Origin of the sequence: Spirulina major PCC 6313 (assembly GCF_001890765.1) — a bacterium.
GTDB classification, from domain to species: Bacteria; Cyanobacteriota; Cyanobacteriia; order Cyanobacteriales; family Spirulinaceae; genus Spirulina; species Spirulina major.
On the sequence record NZ_KV878783.1, the window covers coordinates 2,422,405 to 2,441,486 of the forward strand.

Here is a 19,082-nt window from a genome sequence, read left to right on the forward strand (position 1 = left end):
GAGGCTAGGGAATGAGAACCAAACAGCCCCCCATTCACATAGGGAAACCCATTCGCCCAATTTTTAATCCCCGCCGCCTCCCGCTCATTTAACGGTGTCGCCATCGCCCGAAATAACTCGCCGATCACCTCATGGGTATTCGTCCCGTCACTCATCTGGGCTACAGTCTGCGTAAACAAACCATCCCCCAGAAAAATACCCGTATCCTCCGCAAAAAAACAGAAAATCAACCGCGCCATGAAATGGTTAAATTCATCCTGACGCTGCCCCCACTCCGGGTTATCCTTCAGCAACTCCACATAGAGCCGATTTAGCCGCGCCGTCGCTTTGATATCAAAAGCATTTTCGCGGATTTGCTTGACGGTGGTGATCCCCGCCAACGGGAGAAAAAACCCAAAATGATGATGCAAGTCGGGGTAGTTGCAAGCGATCGCATCCCCATCGCTCAGGTTTTCCGCCTCCAGAGTCTCGCCATCCGTCGCCAGGATAAACGTCGCCTTGTATTTGTGCGTCGCGGCACTCTCCCGCAACGCCGTCAGCGTCGCCACCACCTCCCCCACTGCGCAAACCTTGATGTGGATATTGTTGCGCTGCAACACGCCACCCTGATCCGATTGGTTAGAACTGCTTTTTTGACTCTTGAGCCGCTTGATCGTCGTGGCCTTGTTGCCAAACGCCATCAGAAACGCAAACGGGAACTCGTCCGCGTCAAACGGCGCAGCAGCCAGTTGGGAGATAGCCTCTTCAATTTCAACAGCGTTCATGGGCAATGGAGAGAATTTCACTGTTGATCTTAGCGAGTGAAGGTGCGATCGTTCCCCCCGTCAGGCATTGAAATCCCCGCCTCACAGCGAAAACCCGTTCACACGGGTTCCGGAGCGGAGCCGGGGATTGAAATCCCCGCCTCACAGCGAAAACCCGTTCACACGGGTTCCGGAGTGGGCGATAGCCCACTTTCGCTATGAGCCAAGAACTTCAGTTCTTGGCGGAGCCGGGGATCGAAAACCCCGCCCCACAGCGAAAAACGGCGTATGTTATAACGGGGAAAACGTGGGCCAAGCAGCAAAAGCGCCCATGATGTTGGCGATAAACGATTGAGGAAACGCTCATTTTTCAACTGTTGGACGGGATCGAGACGGGCTTGAGTGGACTGATTGCAGCCTTAGAGGCGGTGCTCTTTTTCCCGGTGGGAGGAGTGCCGCTGATTGTTTTATGGTCGATTGTGGGGACGGTGGTGTTGACGCTGCGGATGCGGTTTTTGGGATTGCGGGGCTTAGGAGAAGCGATCGCACTCCTGCGCACCCATAACGCCACGCCCAGCGGGGTGAGTTCGTTCCAAGCCTTCACCACAGCCCTGTCGTCAACCATTGGCTTGGGGAATATTGCCGGAGTTGCGATCGCGATTAGTGTGGGCGGCCCTGGGGCCTGTTTTTGGATGACGATCGCGGGCATTTTCACGATGAACACCCGTCTGATTGAATCCACCCTGGGCCGTAAATATCGCCAAACCAACCCCGACGGCAGCGTCTCCGGTGGCCCGATGTACTACCTCACCCACGGCCTCGCCGCCCAAGGCAAAGCCCGCTGGGGGAAAATCCTCGCGGCGATTTTTGCCCTCTGTTGTGTGTTGGGGGCGTTGGGGTCAAGCGGGATGTTTCAGTCGGGCCAGTCCTACCGCACCCTCGTCCATGTGATGCCGGATCTGTCGGCGTGGGGCTATGGCGTGGGGCTGGCGATCGCCGTTGCCCTCGTCACGGTGGGCGGCCTCCATCGCGTCGGTCAAGTCACCAGTTGGCTCGTGCCGATCATGTGCGCTCTCTACGTGATCACGGCGGTTTATATCCTCGGCCTCCATTGGCAGGCAATCCCCGCTGCGCTACAAACGATTTGGCATGAAGCCTGGCATCCCCGTGCCGGTCTCGGTGGCGTGGTGGGGCTGATGGCCTTGGGCTTTCGGCGGGCGGCATTTTCCAACGAAGGCAATATCGGCACGGCTTCGATCGCCCACGCCGCCACGGAAGGCACAACCCCCATTCAAGAAGGCTTGATCGCCTCCCTCGAACCCGTGATCGATACGGTCTTAATCTGTAACCTGACGGCCTTGGTGATTATCGTCACCGGAACCTACCAAGACCCGCAATATGCGGACTTTGCCGGGGCAGAATTAACCAGTGCGGCCTTTGGCAGTGCGATCGCTTGGTTTCCATGGCTCCTGGCGGCCGCGACCTTTTTCTTTGCCTTTTCGACGATTATTTCCTGGGGCTATTACGGCGAAGCGGCCTGGGTGTATTTGTTTGGCTCCAAGCGTCGCCCCCTTTATCAAGGCATTCAACTCAGCTTAATCATTGCCGGAACCCTGCTCCGCCCGGAATTGGTGGTGCAAGTGAGCGATATTTCCCTGCTCTTGATGACGGTTCCCAATCTGCTCGGTTTGTATTCCCTTAGCCGCGAAGTGCGCGACGATCTTGTGCTTCACTTCAGCCCTGGCACATTTTCACCGGATTTTGCCGCCGCTGCCCGTCGCCAAGAGGCCGCCATGGTACGCTCTGGACAGGACTCGAACCTGTAACCGAACGCTTAGAAGGCGTTTGCTCTATCCATTGAGCTACCAGAGCTAGATTGATCGATCGCCCACGGGAAAATTAGGCATAGCTATTGTAGCGGTTGGGTTTGCGATCGCGCAATTTCCCCACCAATCCAATTCCACAGCGATGCAGAGGAATTTCTCAAGGTAAACTAATATAGCAATAATCAGGAGACTGACTTGCTACCCTGTTGCCCTGACCCTCCGCAGGAGTCATCGACCCCATTATGTTTATTCTCCAACGGCAGGATGTTGAGATCTCCAGCGTTCAGCACCCCAAACGAGAACAACAAATTCCGATCTTGAAGTATCAAGACCAAACGTTTCGCCTGATTAGCGTCTTCGATGTCGCCAAAGCAGAAGAAGCGAAAACGTTTTGGAAAGATCTGACCGACAATCAGGGAAAGTTTTGTGTCTTGCTCCAGGAAGAAAACCGCCACAGTGTTTGGGGGCGTGTCAAGCTTGAACAATTAATCGGCGATAGCAACGATGAATCCAGCCCCGTTTCCTCGGTTCAAGCCGCTTTGCTGATTTTGCAAGCGGTGTATTTTGATGTCGAAGAACTCCTCGGCGGCCGTCAAGCCAAACTCTTTCACCAAGAAATGACCACGGCCCTCCAAAGTCGCCAAATTCCCCAGGTGGATTCTGGCAAAGCTGTGGATCAATTACTGAAAGTCGATCCCCTCGGCAATTTCAAGGCTCCCAGTTGGGCCGAGCAGCATTTAATTGCAGTGTTACAAGAGGTTTATCGGATTGGCAAAGAGTTTTTTGGCAATGCTAATTTTGCCGATGAACTGGATGATATTTTGCTCGATATGCCCGATCAAGACCGCCAAGATTTTCTCGCTTGGCTGAAACAATCCACCCTCGGTAAACAGTGGAAGGGTTAAGCGATGGGGGGGTGGAGTTTGGCGGTGAGTTCGGTTTTGATCCGGTAGAGGATGGATTGTTCATCGAGGGTGGCGAGGATGTTTTGGATTACGGTTTTCGGGCCGTCGGGGCCCCAGGTTGCGCCGTTGGTGAGGTAGGTTTGGGTGATGGTTGCGATCGCATGGGTCATCACCCCCGCCACACTGGCCTGCATGATCGCCACGGAGAGATAGGGGGCTAAACTCGCGCCCCCCGTTAACGGTGCAGTGATGCCTAACACCCCCTTTAAGCCGCTTAATCCCAAGGTTGTCACCACATCACTGAGGGTAATGCCGCCCATCCCCAGGGCGATCTGACGCAGCAGGGCCACCGCGCCGCCGTGGGTCATGGGCAGGCCGTAAAGTTTCGAGAGGGAGAGGATCAACGCCACATCGATCGCGGCTCCCGTGAGGAGGTCGAGGACGGTAACGGGATTGATCGCGATCGCGCCTGCCTTGGTCATCACTGCCCGCCAGGTCAATTGCTCTGCCCGCTCGGCCCGGATCTGCACCTTCCGCGCCACCACTTGTTCATTCAGTTCGCTGGCGTAGAGCATCGTATTCAAGGCCAGGAGGGATTTTCCTTCCCGGTGCAGCACATCGAGAATTTTCACCTTTAACGGCGCGATCTGGGCCGCTCCCCGTTGACGTTCGATCCGGGTTTGGCCGCGATCGCCCACCTGCACCGCCACCAAGGGCGAGGCTGCCACCATCACCACCTCATCGGGGGAAATCAATTCCCGCACCCGCTCATCACAAAGTTTGTGATAGATGGCGCAGCGATCGGCCTCTGGGTATTGGTCAATCTTGTTAAACACCAAGAGCATCGGCTTGCCCACCTCCCGCAACTGCGAGAGGGCATTGTATTCCACCTGGGTCATATCCCCAGAGACAATGAAGAGGATCAGATCCGCCTGTTTCGCCACCTGTTTCGCTAACTGTTCCCGCGTTTGGCCGTCCACCTCATCAATTCCCGGCGTATCCACCAGTTGAATCTGGGCATCCCGCACCGAGGGAATCACCACCCGCTGCACCTGGAGCGCATCGGTTTCCACCGTCCAGGCTGCATTACTAATCGTCCGCGTCACCCCATGCAATGGCCCCACTTCAAACGCTGTCTCCCCCAGCAGCGCATTCAACACCGAAGACTTCCCCCGCCCCACCATGCCAAAGGCCGCAATCTGCACGACGGAATGATCGAGCTTGTCGAGCACTTTACTGAGGTGTTCGAGTTCGTGATGGAGTCCGGCTTCTTCTTGGGGGGTGAGGTCGAGGTGTTGAACGAGGTTGTGGAGGGCGGTTTGGGCCTGTTTGTAGTGGAGTTCGCCTTGGATAGCGGCAATGTCGAGGAGGGTCGTTTCAAAGTCGTCGGTCATGGCAGCCGGAGCAAGGGGTATTTCTTCCCGATTTTAGAGGGTTCTGCGGTGCGATCGCTGCTCCGGATGGGGAGTGTGGGCATCTTGCCCGCAGAATCCTAGATCCTAGATGAAGCAGGGAGCGAGACGCTCCCACTCCCGTAGTCCGGCGATCGCTTGCGTCCATTAACGGGCGATCCGGGTGGCGTTGACGATCGCAAGCAGAGCCACCCCCACATCGGCAAAGACAGCTTCCCACAGCGTCGCCACCCCCCAGGCACTGAGGAGAATCATGAACCCTTTGATGCCGAGGGCGAGGGCAATATTCTGCCAAACGATGCGCCGGGTGCGATGGGCCAGGGCGATCGCCTCCACCACCTGTAACGGCGTATCCTGCATCAGCACCACATCCGCCGTTTCAATCGCCGCATCTGACCCCAAGGCCCCCATTGCTAACCCCACATCAGCACGGGCCAAGGCGGGCGCGTCGTTAATCCCATCCCCCACAAAGGCGATCGCTCCCGGTCGTTCCCGTTGAATTTCTGCTACGGCTGTGACTTTGTCTTCCGGGAGTAAGCCCGCGCGATAGTCGCTCACGCCCAATTGAGCGGCGATCGCGGCGGCGGTGCTGGGTTGGTCGCCCGTGAGCATTACCGTGTGAGTGATACCCAACTGGGCCAACCGTTGGAGTGCGAGGGCCGCGTCGGGTTTGGGGGTATCGGCGAGGGTGATGTGGCCCGCGTAGTGGTGATCAACGCTGAGATGTACCACCGTTCCGGTGGTGGGGGGCAGGGCGAGATCAGGGAAAAGGCGATCGCTCCCCGCCCACACCATTGCATCCTGCACCTGCGTTTTCACCCCATAGCCCGCCTCCTCGCGGTAATCCGTGACGCGATCGAGGTCTAACGGTTGACCGTAGGCAGCGCGAATCGAGGCCGCGATCGGGTGGCTGGAATGGGCTTCGGCGTGGGCAGCGATCGCCAGCAATTCCCCATCGCTGCGGCCGTTGGTGCTGTGAATCTCTGTAACTTGAAACTCCCCTTGGGTCAGGGTTCCGGTCTTGTCAAAAATCACCGTTTTCACCTGAGTCAGGGTATCGAGGAACGTTGCCCCCTTGATCAAAATGCCCCGTTTCGCCGCCCCACCAATGCCGCCGAAATAGCCCAAGGGAATGCTAATCACCAAGCCACAGGGACAGGACACCACCAGCAAAATTAACGCCCGATAGCCCCAGGCTTGCACCGTCGCACCGGGAATAATCAGGGGTGGAATCAAGGCGAGGGCGATCGCACCTAGCACCACGATCGGGGTGTAAATTTGGGCGAATTGGGTGATGAATTTCGCGGTTTTCGCCTTGCTGCGGCTGGCGTTTTCCACAAGATCGAGGATCTTACTCACCGATGATTCTCCAAACGGCTTCGTGACGCGCAGGGTGAGTTGGCCGGTTTGGTTGAGGGTTCCCGCGAGGGCCGGATCACCCGGTTCGACGGGGCGGGGCATGGATTCCCCAGTTAACGCAGCCGTGTTAATTTCCGAGATTCCCGTCAACACCACCCCATCGAGGGGAATTTTTTCGCCAGGATTGACCTGGAGGCGATCGCCCACCTGCACCTGTTCCGGATGCACCACCTGCCAAGCTTCATCTCGCCACACCATCGCCCGATCCGGTCGCACCGCCAACACCGCCGCAATCGATCGCCGCGACTGGCCCACGGCCTGTTCTTGCACCCATTCCCCCGCCCGATAAAACACCATCACCGCCACCGCTTCGGGATATTCCCCCAGCACCAACGCCCCCAGGGTCGCGATCGTCATCAAAAACGTCTCATCAAACATCCGTCCCCGCAGCAGATTCCGCCCCGCTTGGATCAGCACCGGCCAGGCACTCCAAAGATACGCGCCGCCCAACACCCCCACCGCCACGAGCGGCCATTGGGGCAAACTCTGCTGCATCCAAACCCCCGCCGCCACCACGATCGCGATCGCCCCTAGCTGCTGTAATTCTCGGTAAGACGGGGTGACGGGATCATGGGTAGACCCCGGTGGGGATGCGGTCGAGCAACGACAACAGGAGGCAGGGGCGGGTTGTGTCATGGTTCAAACTCTCTTTTCTAAGCCATAATCTTGTTTCTAATCCTAACGTTTCACCTCGTCAAAAATCACCCCACTTGAGAAAATTTTAATGCCATTTTAGAATCAGAATCATTATCATCAATGCTCAAGATTCTGTTCATTCAATTACATTACTAAAACGATTATCATCTTCATGGTTGATGATCTTAATTCAAGAGCAGGATCATATTCGTGAGCAACGGTGCAATATTTGCGATCGCTCCATTTTAATCCATCCCAAAATAGCCTACGCTAGAATAACCTAGACCTTCAATCTTTCCCGTTTCAGCCATGCTACAAACCTATAAAACTTTTGTAATTCGAGACTGGCAGGAGCGCGATCGCACCGCCGCCGCCCACCTGATTCGAGATGTTTTAAGAGAATACGGTCTCCCGTGGGAACCGGAACAAGCCGATCGAGATGTGATCGAGGTGGAAACCCATTACAGTGATCAGGGGGGTGAATTTTGGGTGATTGAACAGGATGAAACTCTGGTGGGTACGGGGGCATATTATCCGATTGAACGGGGTGAAAATGCTGTTGAAATTCGTAAAATGTATCTCCATCCCACGGTGCGCGGTCAAGGGTTAGGACGTTTTTTACTCACAGCTTTAGAAACGGCAGTTCAACAGCAGGGATTTCACGAAATTTGGATTGAAACGGCCACATCTTTAGCCGAAGCCGTGCAATTATACGAACGTCATGGCTATCAAAAAGCCACGGGTGTTGAAACGGCTCGCTGTGATTTGGTCTATCGAAAACTGCTGCCACAGCATACCCTGATGGACTGATAGCGCTTTTGTTCAGAATTGGCTGGGGAGACTCCCTCACGACACTGGGTTTGGAGACCACACCCCGACCCAATCGGTTCCCGTCGGGGCTGGGTTGCCCAGGCTGGGGGTCTACGGAGTCAGATCACGAGGGCATCCCCATCAGCAATGTTGTGTGAGTCAATCAGCCGCATAACGATAATCACGATCGCTCCTCACCGCACACCCCCAGCACCACCCGACTCAATCTGGGGAGCAAGGGAAATGGTGCATCCGGAGGCGGTACGATCAGAAATACGGCGATCGCAGCCCGATAGACTGGCAATGCTGAGTACAGGACAAAAAATCCGGTTTCGGCTGAAGTCCTGATCATTACATCGGTTGGGTCAAGTCATCGCGAACCCCAACAGGCTCGATCAAAATCCAGCCTCTGTCGTGCGGGCATCTTGCCCCTTGGGATGCAGACCCAACAGGGAGCATCCTGCTCCCACCCCGTTCAAACGTTGGTTGAGGACTTTAATGACCATCATTCCACCCCATATTCAAGACCTTGGCGGCTTTGCAGTGCGTCGGCTTCTGCCCAATGCTGCGGTCTCCATGATTGGCCCGTTTATCTTTTTTGATCACATCGGGCCAGCGGACTTTCCCCCCGGTCACGGTGTTGATGTGCGACCCCATCCCCACATTAATCTGGCGACGGTGACCTATTTGTTTGCGGGGTCGATTTTGCATCGGGATAGTCTGGGGACGGTGCAGGAAATTTGGCCGGGGGCGGTGAATTGGATGACGGCGGGGCGGGGGATTGTGCATTCGGAGCGATCGCCCGCTTCAGAACGTGCCCTAGAATCCCAACTCCACGGCATCCAAACCTGGATCGCGCTTCCCGATGCCGATGAAGAGGCCCCGCCGAGTTTCTCCCACCACCCCGCCACCACGATCCCCACTTGGACAGCGGACGGTGTGACGGCGGTGCTGATCGCTGGAACCTATGGGGGTCAGACTTCCCCTGTGCCAGTGTTTTCACCCTTGGTGTATCTCGATTTGCAATTTACCCCTGGGGGACGGTTCACCCTGAAGCCCGAAGGCAGCGATCGCGCCCTCTACAGCGTCACGCCGGGGTTAAGTGTCGATGGTCAACCCTTGGCGCACCATCACTTATTGGTGTTGGACTCTGGCCAAGCTGTGGAGATTACCGCCACGGCCCCGGCTCGCTGTCTGGTGATTGGGGGTGAGCCGTTGGGGGTGCGGCATAAATGGTGGAATTTTGTGTCAAGTCGGCGCGATCGCATCGAGCAAGCAAAACGGGATTGGGTGGCGGGCAACTTTGATCCGGTTCCGGGGGAAACGGAGTTTATTCCCTTGCCTGCGGATTAGGGGCGATTGGGTGGGGGAGCGCGATCGCCTATCATGAAAAGTTACGCCTACCCTTGTTGAAATAGACCCATGAGTGAAGTAAAAACCGTTTCTGGCCGCGGTCTCCCCCTGCGCGGCAGCGACATCGATACCGATCGCATTATTCCCGCCCGTTACCTGCGCTGCGTTACCTTTGACGGGTTGGGGGCCCATGCCTTCGCCGACGATCGCGCCGCCAGCAACGGCACTCACCCCTTCGATCAACCCCAGTACCAAGGGGCGAATATTTTGGTGGTCAATGGTAACTTTGGCTGCGGTTCCTCCCGTGAACATGCCCCCCAAGCCCTGCAAAAATGGGGCATCCAAGCCGTGATTGGCGAAAGTTTTGCGGAAATCTTCTTCGGCAACTGTGTCGCCCTGGGGATTCCCTGCGCCACCGTCACTCCCGACCACGCCACCCAACTGCAAACCGCCCTCGAAGCTGACCCCAGCCGCCCCGTTTGCCTCGACCTCGTCGCCCTCACCGTCACCGCTGGCGACCTCACCCTGCCCGTCACCCTCGCCGACGGCCCCCGCACGATGCTGACGAGTGGCAAGTGGGACAGTTGCGGCCAACTGGTGGCCAACGCCGATCAAGTGCGCAGCACCGCCACCCAACTGCCCTACCTCGCTTGGGGTGTGGCATGAATTTGATTGAACAGACGATCGCAGCCGGCGGCCACGATTGGTTTTATCGGGAAATCACCCCCGATGTCCCCAATGGCAAACCGCCCATCCTCTTTATCCACGGCATTCTCTGCCATAGCTACGGCTGGCGAATTGTGATGGAAACCTGTGCTGAGGCGGGGTATCGTGCGATCGCCCCCGATTGGCTGGGGTTTGGTCGCTCAGCTAAACCCCAGCCCCGCGAATTTGCCTACAGTCCCGCTGCCTACGAAGCCGCCTTGGGGGACTGGATCAACGCGATGGAGCTTGAACAGTTTACCCTCGTGGCCCAGGGCTATCTTGGCTCGGTGGGGGTGCAATATGCCTGCAATCATCCCGAACAGATCGATCGCCTCGTCATCCTCAATACCCCCCTCACCACTAGCGCCACGGTGCCTTGGATCATGCAACGCTGGACGATTCCCTTTGTGGGGGATATGTTGACCCAAGATCCGCTGTTGGTGGATCGCACCCTAGAAGGGGGTAGCGGCTTGGTAATTGAAGAAAATGAGTTAAGTTTCTACCGCCAACCGTTTTTAAAAAGCTCCCAAGCGGGCCGGGCGTTGCTGATGACGGCGAAAAAGCTCAACCTCAGCCAGGCCATGGGTCAACTCAGCCAAGACCTCGCCCAATGGCGCAAGCCCACGCAAATTATCTGGGGGATGGCTGATCCCTGGCTGGATGGGGAACCGGTGCGCCAACAGTTGCAAAAAAATCCGATGGTGGACTGGAATGCGATCGCTGAGGCAAAACACTATCCCCAAGAACATTGGGGCCAGGAGATTGGGCAAATTTTGTTACCCTTTTTAAACCGTGAGTTTTCGGATCTTGGGGGGAGTTAATTGGGGGTTGCCCCTGGGGGAGGTTGGGTCAACGGTGCGATCGCACCGGGTCTGTTAATGGAGCTACTGCTGATACCCAACGTTCTCAGGTTGACCTCGCCTGTGTTTAATCCCCCTTTCAGTGAGGGCAGCGAGCTAGACGCTCGCACCACAGAGGATTCCAGGTAGAGTGAGCCTCTGGCTCACGTATACCCCCCCTTCAGAGTCGTAACTTGGGTGATGTATAAGCAGTAGGTTGATGGAGAGAGGGAATCATGCTTGCGGATCATTATGCTTTAATTCGCTCCAGTCAGGATGGTAAGTATGTGACGGCGCGACCCCGCCAACCGGAGGAGCAGTTTTTGTTGCTGTTTCGAGAGGATTATGAGGCGCGAAGTTATCTCAATGCCCATGGGGGAGAATTGCGCGATCGCTTCCAAGTCGAAGCGTTGAGCACAGCGAATTTAAAAGACCTCCTCAGCCGCTGGGGTTTTCAAGGGGTGGGGATTGTCACCGATCCCTTGATTCCGATGATTGATTTTTTAACGGTTTGATCAGGATTCAGGGAAGCGATCGCCGGAGCCAGACCGCAGGATTGTGATATTGTGCCGATTCGTGTGTTTCGCTACAGTTTTCGCCCCCATTCCCCGGAATGATAGAGCCATCTTTTCGTGATCTGGTCGCTGATTACCATGGCTCGATACGTTGACTCCACACCTTACCCCTACCCCTACAACGGCGATTTGCGACCGGACAACACGGCGCTGATCGTGATTGATATGCAGATCGATTTTTGTGGTGAGGGGGGATATGTGGATCGGATGGGCTATGACCTGTCGTTAACACGCGCCCCGATTGAACCATTGCAGCGGGTATTTGCGGCGTTGCGATCGCAAAACATCACCATTTTTCACACCCGCGAAGGCCATCGTCCCGACCTCACCGACCTGCCCGCCAATAAACGCTGGCGCAGTCAACAAATCGGCGCAGGCATCGGCGATCCGGGACCCTGTGGACGGATTCTCGTACGGGGCGAACCGGGCTGGAATATTATTCCGGAACTCGCGCCATTACCGGGAGAAGCGGTGATTGACAAACCCGGCAAAAGCGCATTTTACGCCACGGATTTAGATCTGCTCTTGCGACGAAATCAGATCGAGAACTTGATTTTGGCGGGGATTACCACGGACGTTTGTGTCCATACCACAATGCGGGAAGCCAACGATCGCGGCTACGAATGCCTCATCCTCTCCGACTGTACCGGAGCCACCGATCTCGGTAATCATCAAGCCGCCTTGAAAATGGTCACCATGCAAGGGGGCGTGTTTGGGGCAGTGGCTGACTCAACGGCCTTACTGACAGCCCTCGAAACTCCTGCGATCGCCTAAGCCGCCACGATCGCATCATCGTGGAGCAGTTGCAGCGCATGACTTGCCCCCACCGGCTTCGAGAACCAATAGCCCTGGAGCGAATGGCAACCCAGGTCTGCCACTTGTTCTAGATCCGCTTCCGTTTCAATCCCTTCGGTAATCACCGTCAGACCGACGCTGTTCGCCAGTTGGATAATGCCGCGAATCATCTCCCATTGTTGCTGCACCACAAAGGAGCGATCCACCTTGAGCACATCCACCGACAGTTGATGGAGTCGCGCTAAACAGGAATAGCCTGTACCAAAATCATCCAGATAGACCTGAATCCCCGATGCCTTAAGGATTTGGAGGGTTGCGATCGCCGTCGGATTTTCAATCACCGTACTTTCCGTCACCTCCACCCGAAAACTCCCCACCGTCACCACATGGCGCTCTAGAATTGCGATCGCCCGCTGGGCAAAATCCCGCTGCAACAACTGCAACGGCGACAAATTCACACTCATCGTTAACGGATTGCTGCGGGGAAACACCTTCTGCCATTGGGCAAGCTGTTGGCAAGCCTGTTCAAACACCCAGAGACCCAACTCATGGATCAACTGAGTTTCTTCGGCGATCGGAATAAACAGATCCGGCGACACACCGCCGCGAGTGGGGTGATGCCAGCGCAACAAGGCTTCAAACCCTTGGATCGTGCGATCCTGCGCATCCACAATCGGCTGATAGAACACCTCAAACTGGCGATTATCCCACGCTTGAAAGAGATCCTTTTCCAAGCGCAGCCGCTCTAACCCCGCACTGGAGAGCAACGCTTGGGTATTATGCCGTTCATCCTCCAGAGTCGTCGTGAGGCGCAGGAGGCGATCGGTGTTATTCGCTGCAATCCGGAGTAAGTGCTGGCCCTGTTCCGTGTGGGGATCAATTTTGCCGCTGAGCAATAACCCCAACGCGCCCCGAATCGAGGTTAAGGGCGTTCTAAGCTCATGACTAATTTCAGCCGTTGCTGGGCTTAGATCCTCACTGAGAAGAGAATAAAAATGTTGAGGAGAAGGAGAATTCATAACCAGTTCAGGTTTGTGTGACATGGTGACCATCGACATAATACCCTCAGTAAATCTAACCAGATCGGCCGTGCAACGAGCGTAGACTAGAATGTAAGCTTTTATTTCAATACATAAAGTTTAAGGACAACTTGTGAAAAAGTTGGGAAGGATATCCGTGATTCTACGGTTTCCCAAACGCATATTTCGTCCATTCGTTGCTCGTAACTAGGCAGTGGAAGATACCTAAAGATTTGGACTGTGCAACCTTACTCGTCTTTTGCCCTAGTCTTGAATCTATGCCTCATTAAAGATTCAGTTTGCTTGGGCAAAACAGTCCGAATTTAGGGCAATATGTAAAGATGAGGGAGACAAAAAGATGAGTCAGAGCTAGTCTGAGCGAAGGGTTGAGATCGTACTGAGCCTCAGTCCCCAGGGAACCCCGTCGTGATTGAAAAACCCCAACTATTCAGCCCGGCAACTCCGCCCCCTTCAGTATAAAGCCCAGGAATTTTATATACAGCCCAGAGATGTTACAAATTAACTGCTGAATTATTAAAACGACTTAGACCACCAGCCCGACCGCACTATTACATTGTCATCTCTAGCGTCTGTCTGTGATGCTGGGTAATCAGGGGAATCGCAAAAAATAGATTAACATCACGGGCTGACATGATTGGCTGTTTCTCAAAAGTCTATGAATATACCTGCACCATCTAGTTCAACTGGGGACATTTTGGTCACAGATGATACACCTGCCAATCTCCGACTGTTAACCGGAATTTTGGTGAAACATGGGTATCAAGTCCGAGCGGCTCGGAGTGGCGCGGCGGCCTTGATGGCGGTGCAAGCGAAGCAACCGGATCTGATTTTACTCGATATCATGATGCCGGAAATGGATGGCTTTTCGGTCTGCGAGCATTTAAAGGCAGACCCGAATACTTGCCATATTCCGGTGATTTTCATTAGTGCGTTGGATCATCCGGCGGATAAGGCGCGGGCGTTTCAAGTGGGGGGCATTGACTATATTCCGAAGCCGTTTCATCGCGAAGAGGTGTTGTTGCGGGTGAGTCATCATTTGGGGTTACGGCGGGCGCAGGATGCGTTGCGGGCTAGTGAAACTCGATTTCGGCTGATTTTTGAGAATGCGGGGGTGGGCATTTTTGTGGCTCAACCCGATGGCAAGATTCTCAAGACCAATCAAACGTTTCAGCGCTTTCTCGGCTATCAAAGCTCTCAGCTTTACCAAATGTCTTGTCTGGATTGTCTGGGTGAGGCGGATCGGGCTATGACGCTGGAGAAGTTGCAGCAGATTTCGCAGGGGGGGTTGGCGCATTACGAGACGGAGCAGCGGTATCGTCGTTCGGATGGTCAATGGATTTGGGGGCGGATGACGTTGTGTGGGGCGGTGCAGGATCAGGCGGTGCAGTTTGTGTTTGGGATGGTGGAGAATATTGATGCCCAAAAGCAGGCGCAGGAGGCGTTGCTGGCATCGGAACGGGAGATGCGGGCGATTTTTCAGGCGATGACGGATTTGGTGTTGATTCGCGATCGCGATGGCCGTTGTCGCAAAATTGCCCCGACCCAGGCGATTAACACGCTGGCGACGACGCATCTGTTGGGTAAGACCTTGGATGAGATGATGCCGATGAATGCCGATCGCTTAAAGCAGGCGATCCAAACCACGTTGGATCAACAGCAGATGACGAAGGTGGAATATGAATATAGCCATGATCATCAGCCGCTGTGGTTTGATGCGCGTCTCTTTCCACTGACGGAGGATACGGTGGTGTGGGTGGCGCGGGATGTGACGGAAGACCGTCTGATTGCGAAGAAGTTGCAGCAAAGTGAGCAAGAGATTCGCAGTATTTTTGAGGCGATGACGGATCTGGTGCTGGTGGTGGATGTGGAGCGTCAGCAGGTGCAGGTGATGCCGACGAACTATGGTCGCTTGTTTGAGAATAGTGCTGAGGTGATTGCGGCGACGTTTAATCAGTTTTTTGAGTCCGATGCTCCGACGTTTTGGCAGCCGATTCAACAGGTGTTGTCTGAGAAGTTGACGTTTAATTTTGAGTATTGCTTGCGGTTGCCGGAGGGGACGGTGTGGTTTGCGGCGAATATTTCGCCGCTGCCGAATCAGTCGGTGATCTGGGTGGCGCGGGATATTAGCGATCGCATCCGGGCCGAACGCGATTTGCAAAGTTTGGCGGCGGAGTTGGAACAACGGGTGATCGAGCGCACGACCCAGTTACGGAAGGTGAATACGAATTTGCGGGCGGAAATTAGCGATCGCATTCAAGCCGAAGCAAACCTCGCCAAGTCCGAAGCCCGGTTCCGTCTCGCCGTAGACAACATTCCCAACATGTTTGTGATCTACGATCGCCACCTCCGCTATCGCTTCGTCAACACCCAAGCCCTGCAAACTCTCAAACGTCGCCGGGAAGACATGATTGGGCGCACCGATCGCGAAATTTTCCCGGACATCATTACCCAAGCCTATGTGCCCTTGCTGGAACAAGCGGTGGACTGTCGCCAAGTGCAAGGGGCAGAATGCACCCTCGAAATTCCCCAACAGAGTCGTTTAACTTTTAATGTCACCTATGTGCCCCTGCTCAGTAGTACCGGTGAGATTGAACAAATTTTAGGCATTGCCCATGATGTCACGAAGCAAAAGCGATCGGAGCGGGTCATTCGTCAGGCTAAAGAACAACTCCAGGCGGTGCTGGATGCCGTGCCGGGGTTTGTGTCTTGGATTGGGATGCTGGCTCCCAGCGAGGCAAACAGCCCATCCGAACTGTACTACCTAGGGGCCAATCATCAATTGGCCAGTGCGTTTGAGATGCAGCCCCAGGACTTTACGGGGCAGCCGCTGGGGTTCTTAGCGTCTGGCGATGCCTTTGAACAGATGTTACGGGATCTGTTTCGGTCACCGGAGCAGACTCAATCCCGCGTCATCTCCATGGATATGAAGGATCACGAACGGCGGCATTACTTGGTGGTGGCCCAAAAGTATCAACAGAATCAGGCGGCGGTGTCGGTGGGCATTGACATTACGGCTCGGATGAAGGCGGAAACGCAGTTAAAACATGCCTATGGGCGATCGCAACTCCTCTCCGAACTGACCCTCAAAATCCGCCAGTCCCTCGACTTGGACGAAATTCTCCAAACCGCTGTTTGGGAAGTGCATCAAATCTTGCAAACCGATCGCGTTGCCATTTTGCAATGCGATGCGGATCATCAATGTCGCGTCATTAAAGAATCCGTGGGCGACAACATTGGGGCGCTGGGGTTGGAATCGCGATCGCGATCGCCCCAGGGCATCGATACCCCCTACCTAGCGATTGATGACACCGAACAGTACGCCGGCGATCCCCAGCAGATTCTGACCTTTGGCACCCATCCGGTGCGATCGCAATTCTTGATGCCCATTTTTATCCAACAACGGTTGTGGGGCGGGATTCTCGTCCAGCAATGCCAAGTTCCCCACCATTGGGAATCCGACGAAATCGACTTGCTCACCGCCCTCGCTGATCAATTGGGGATTGCGGTGTCCCAAGCGGAGTTTCTCAATCACCTCGAAGAACGAGTGGCCGAACGCACGGCCGAATTGCAGCTTGAAATTGCCGAGCGCACCAAGGCTGAAATTGCCCTGCGGGAAAGTGAAGCGCAACTCCATCGCGTCATTCAAAGCAATGCCTACGGGATTGTGGTGTGCGATCGCAATGGGCAGATTAATTTTGCCAACGCGGCCGCCACCGAACTGTTTGGGCGACCGGCGGCAGACCTCCTCAATTTTGATCTCGGCATTCCGATTCCCAGCGGCGATCGCAGTGAAATCTGCCTGATCCATCCCCAAGGGCAGCAATGTGTGGTGGAAATGCGATCGGTGGAGATCAATTGGTATGGCCACACCGCCTATCTCCTCTCCCTGATGGACATCACCGAACGCAAAGCCATTGAACAGATGAAAGATGAATTCATCTCCATCGCCAGCCATGAACTGCGCACCCCCCTCACCTCGATCCGAGGTTCCCTCGGTCTCCTCGCCACCGGGCGTTTAGGGGAACTGTCCGGTAAAGGCCAAAAGATGCTAGAGATCGCCGTCAACAACACCGATCGCCTCACCCGTCTGCTCAACGACATTCTCGACCTCGAACGCATTGAGTCCGGGCGGATTAAACTCCTGCGGCGGCGTTGTGATGCCCTCGAACTGATGCAGCAAGCGGCCCAAGCCATGGTCAGCATGGCCGAACAACAAAGCCTCACCCTCTGCCTCGAATGTAACCAAAATGCCTTTGCCCGCTATCCTCTCCCCAACGACAGCGAGCCGCTCCATTCCACCTTCCCGGTGTATATCTGGGTCGATTCGGATCAAATTCTGCAAACCCTCACTAACTTGATCAGTAATGCGATCAAGTTTTCAGAGCGCGATCGCACCATTTGGATCAACCTCGTCCCCCATCCCGACCAGGTGGTCTTTTCTGTCACAGACCAAGGGCGCGGCATCCCCCCCGACAAATGCGAGGCGATTTTCGGGCGGTTTCAGCAAGTGGATGCCTCAGACTCACGGGAAAAAGGCGGCACAGGCCTCGGCCTCCCGATCTGCCGGGAAATCATCCACCGTCACGGCGGCGAAATCTGGGTCGAAAGCATCCTGGGGGTGGGCAGTACCTTCTATTTCTCCATTCCCCTCAAACCCGAAAGTCCATAACACACCCCGACCCCCCGACTGGATCGCGCCGGGGGATTTGGGAAATTCAACGGATTGCACTCCGTTGGGCTTATTTACGGTGGGTCACTTCAATCACGGTGTGGACGTTGCCTCTGGGGGTGAAATCGCCTTTAATCGTCATTTCGAGGGGATCGCAGGCGGCGACAAAATCATCCAAAATTTGATTGACGCTTTCTTCGTGGGAAATGTAGCGATCGCGATAACTGTTGATATAGAGCTTCATCGCCTTCAATTCAATCACCCGCTGATCCGGTACATAGGTGACCTCAATCGTGGCAAAGTCCGGATAGCCCGAAAACGGACATTTACAGGTAAATTCCGGTAGGGACACCTGGATCGTGAACCGGCGACCCGGTCGGGGATTGGGAAACGTGATTAAGGAACCTTGTTCAATTTCGCGCTCACCATATTTAATCTCAGGCGCGGAGCGGGGGGAATCGGTTTGGGTCATGACAATGCTTTACGAAAATAGTGCGGGAGTCTGAAAGCCCCGTCAATTGATTGCGGGGATGAAAGACGAAACGAGCGACGTTAGTCGCCCTCCTTGGGCCAGTGGTGTTAGGCTGATTATATTGGATTTCAAACGTCCAGGAACTATCACAAGGCTAAAAACCGACAGACCTAGAAGCATTTAAGGGTAAGCAGGCAGCGTAATGAGTGGGCGGATTGCCGACTGCGTCATCCAATCTAACGATTTGGTCGCCTAGGAAGACTTGAAATGTGAACGGGTTAGTCTGCGATCGGCATCGGGCTGAGTCGATAGTGAAGCGGGTTTGTATGCTGCGCCTTGGACTAACTACCGTGGGGCACAGGGGAAGTTATACGCTTGGGGAGATTAGACCTCTGGCTGGGTTGGAGCAATCCTGCTGAGTTAAGTCCGGTCGATGAACCAAGAATCCCCGTCGCTGTCTTCGCGGGGAGTGTCAAAGTTCAGCAGATCGCAAGGATAGCAACGGCTAGGGCTGAGTTCCTTCCCAGTCGGGACAATGGGTATCGCCTTTACCGTAGGGATGCAGCGCACAGACGAGCAGGTTTTTATTATAAACATGGCCGTGGTAATGCTGACAGCCTTGGCAGGTGGGGGGCGGCGCGACCCAATGCAGGGAGGGAAAGGGAGCGATCGCCTCCTCATCCTGAAGCCAAGTTGACCAATCCTCCGGCTCCGTCAGATCCGCCCACAGGGTTTGCACCCACGCCTCCCAATCCTCCGGCTGCATCTCATTTAACTCTTCACTGAGGGCCGTGGCGGCCGTGGTGATATCCTGCACCGCCTCCTCAAGCTCCGTCGCCACATCAGTGCAGAATGTCCAAAATTCCTTTGTCCAATCATTCAT

15 protein-coding genes, 1 tRNA gene and 1 pseudogene are annotated in these 19,082 nt (G+C 55.2%); 9 read left to right on the forward strand and 8 right to left on the reverse strand.

Annotation, left to right across the window (positions count from 1 at the left end):
• Positions 1-8: 8 nt before the first annotated feature.
• Positions 9-764 (reverse strand): annotated as a pseudogene (locus SPI6313_RS25375) (type IIL restriction-modification enzyme MmeI); the annotation flags it as partial.
• 356 nt (positions 765-1,120) lie between these two features.
• On the opposite strand from SPI6313_RS25375, the gene SPI6313_RS10590 reads away from it, so the two are divergent.
• Positions 1,121-2,569: an alanine/glycine:cation symporter family protein gene (locus SPI6313_RS10590; protein ID WP_072620970.1), complete on the forward strand. Its 1,449-nt coding sequence runs from the start codon at positions 1,121-1,123 to the stop codon at positions 2,567-2,569.
• Here SPI6313_RS10590 and SPI6313_RS10595 read toward each other — a convergent pair.
• Positions 2,543-2,615 (reverse strand) — tRNA-Arg (locus SPI6313_RS10595). The genes SPI6313_RS10590 and SPI6313_RS10595 overlap by 27 nt on opposite strands.
• A gap of 196 nt (positions 2,616-2,811) precedes the next feature.
• Here SPI6313_RS10595 and SPI6313_RS10600 point away from each other — a divergent pair.
• Positions 2,812-3,474 (forward strand): Npun_F0813 family protein, encoded by a 663-nt coding sequence (locus tag SPI6313_RS10600; RefSeq protein WP_072620971.1) that lies wholly within the window; start codon positions 2,812-2,814, stop codon positions 3,472-3,474.
• On the opposite strand, the gene SPI6313_RS10605 is transcribed toward SPI6313_RS10600, so the two are convergent.
• Positions 3,471-4,868: a GTP-binding protein gene (locus SPI6313_RS10605; RefSeq protein WP_072620972.1), complete on the reverse strand. Its 1,398-nt coding sequence runs from the start codon at positions 4,866-4,868 to the stop codon at positions 3,471-3,473. The genes SPI6313_RS10600 and SPI6313_RS10605 overlap by 4 nt on opposite strands.
• Positions 4,869-5,033: 165 nt before the next feature.
• Positions 5,034-6,941 carry a heavy metal translocating P-type ATPase gene (locus SPI6313_RS10610; RefSeq protein WP_072620973.1) on the reverse strand — a complete coding sequence of 636 codons (1,908 nt, stop codon included), beginning with the start codon at positions 6,939-6,941 and terminating at the stop codon, positions 5,034-5,036.
• A gap of 309 nt (positions 6,942-7,250) precedes the next feature.
• On the opposite strand from SPI6313_RS10610, the gene SPI6313_RS10615 reads away from it, so the two are divergent.
• Positions 7,251-7,751, forward strand: a complete 501-nt coding sequence (locus tag SPI6313_RS10615) for a GNAT family N-acetyltransferase (RefSeq protein WP_072620974.1) — start codon at positions 7,251-7,253, stop codon at positions 7,749-7,751.
• Between the two features lie 181 nt (positions 7,752-7,932).
• Here the strand turns inward: SPI6313_RS10615 and SPI6313_RS23530 are convergent, their stop codons facing one another.
• Positions 7,933-8,103, reverse strand: coding sequence for a hypothetical protein (locus tag SPI6313_RS23530; protein ID WP_175551119.1), 171 nt, complete (start codon positions 8,101-8,103; stop codon positions 7,933-7,935).
• A 146-nt stretch (positions 8,104-8,249) separates the two neighbouring features.
• On the opposite strand from SPI6313_RS23530, the gene SPI6313_RS10620 reads away from it, so the two are divergent.
• The 5 genes from SPI6313_RS10620 to biuH all read left to right on the forward strand — a co-directional run bounded on the left by SPI6313_RS10620 (position 8,250) and on the right by biuH (position 11,997).
• Positions 8,250-9,104 (forward strand): pirin family protein, encoded by an 855-nt coding sequence (locus SPI6313_RS10620; protein ID WP_072620975.1) that lies wholly within the window; start codon positions 8,250-8,252, stop codon positions 9,102-9,104.
• 69 nt (positions 9,105-9,173) lie between these two features.
• Positions 9,174-9,770, forward strand: a complete 597-nt coding sequence (gene leuD, locus SPI6313_RS10625) for a 3-isopropylmalate dehydratase small subunit (RefSeq protein ID WP_072620976.1) — start codon at positions 9,174-9,176, stop codon at positions 9,768-9,770.
• Positions 9,767-10,630, forward strand: a complete 864-nt coding sequence (locus tag SPI6313_RS10630; protein ID WP_072620977.1) for an alpha/beta fold hydrolase — start codon at positions 9,767-9,769, stop codon at positions 10,628-10,630. Before leuD ends, SPI6313_RS10630 begins: the two co-directional genes overlap by 4 nt.
• A 254-nt stretch (positions 10,631-10,884) precedes the next feature.
• Positions 10,885-11,163 carry a hypothetical protein gene (locus tag SPI6313_RS10635; RefSeq protein ID WP_072620978.1) on the forward strand — a complete coding sequence of 93 codons (279 nt, stop codon included), beginning with the start codon at positions 10,885-10,887 and terminating at the stop codon, positions 11,161-11,163.
• Between the two features lie 138 nt (positions 11,164-11,301).
• The gene (gene biuH, locus SPI6313_RS10640; protein ID WP_072620979.1) at positions 11,302-11,997 is read left to right on the forward strand and encodes a biuret amidohydrolase; all 696 of its coding nucleotides are present in this window, start codon (positions 11,302-11,304) and stop codon (positions 11,995-11,997) included.
• Here biuH and SPI6313_RS10645 read toward each other — a convergent pair.
• Positions 11,994-13,037: a putative bifunctional diguanylate cyclase/phosphodiesterase gene (locus tag SPI6313_RS10645; RefSeq protein WP_175551120.1), complete on the reverse strand. Its 1,044-nt coding sequence runs from the start codon at positions 13,035-13,037 to the stop codon at positions 11,994-11,996. The genes biuH and SPI6313_RS10645 overlap by 4 nt on opposite strands.
• A gap of 715 nt (positions 13,038-13,752) precedes the next feature.
• On the opposite strand from SPI6313_RS10645, the gene SPI6313_RS10650 reads away from it, so the two are divergent.
• Positions 13,753-17,727: a PAS domain S-box protein gene (locus SPI6313_RS10650; protein WP_217650567.1), complete on the forward strand. Its 3,975-nt coding sequence runs from the start codon at positions 13,753-13,755 to the stop codon at positions 17,725-17,727.
• Positions 17,728-17,797: 70 nt separating this feature from the next.
• Here the strand turns inward: SPI6313_RS10650 and queF are convergent, their stop codons facing one another.
• Together queF and SPI6313_RS10660 are read right to left on the reverse strand one after the other, a co-directional pair.
• Entirely contained in the window at positions 17,798-18,199 is a 402-nt protein-coding gene (gene queF, locus SPI6313_RS10655) for a preQ(1) synthase (protein WP_072620981.1), read from the reverse strand.
• Positions 18,200-18,704: 505 nt separating this feature from the next.
• Positions 18,705-19,082: a hypothetical protein gene (locus SPI6313_RS10660; RefSeq protein ID WP_072620982.1), complete on the reverse strand. Its 378-nt coding sequence runs from the start codon at positions 19,080-19,082 to the stop codon at positions 18,705-18,707.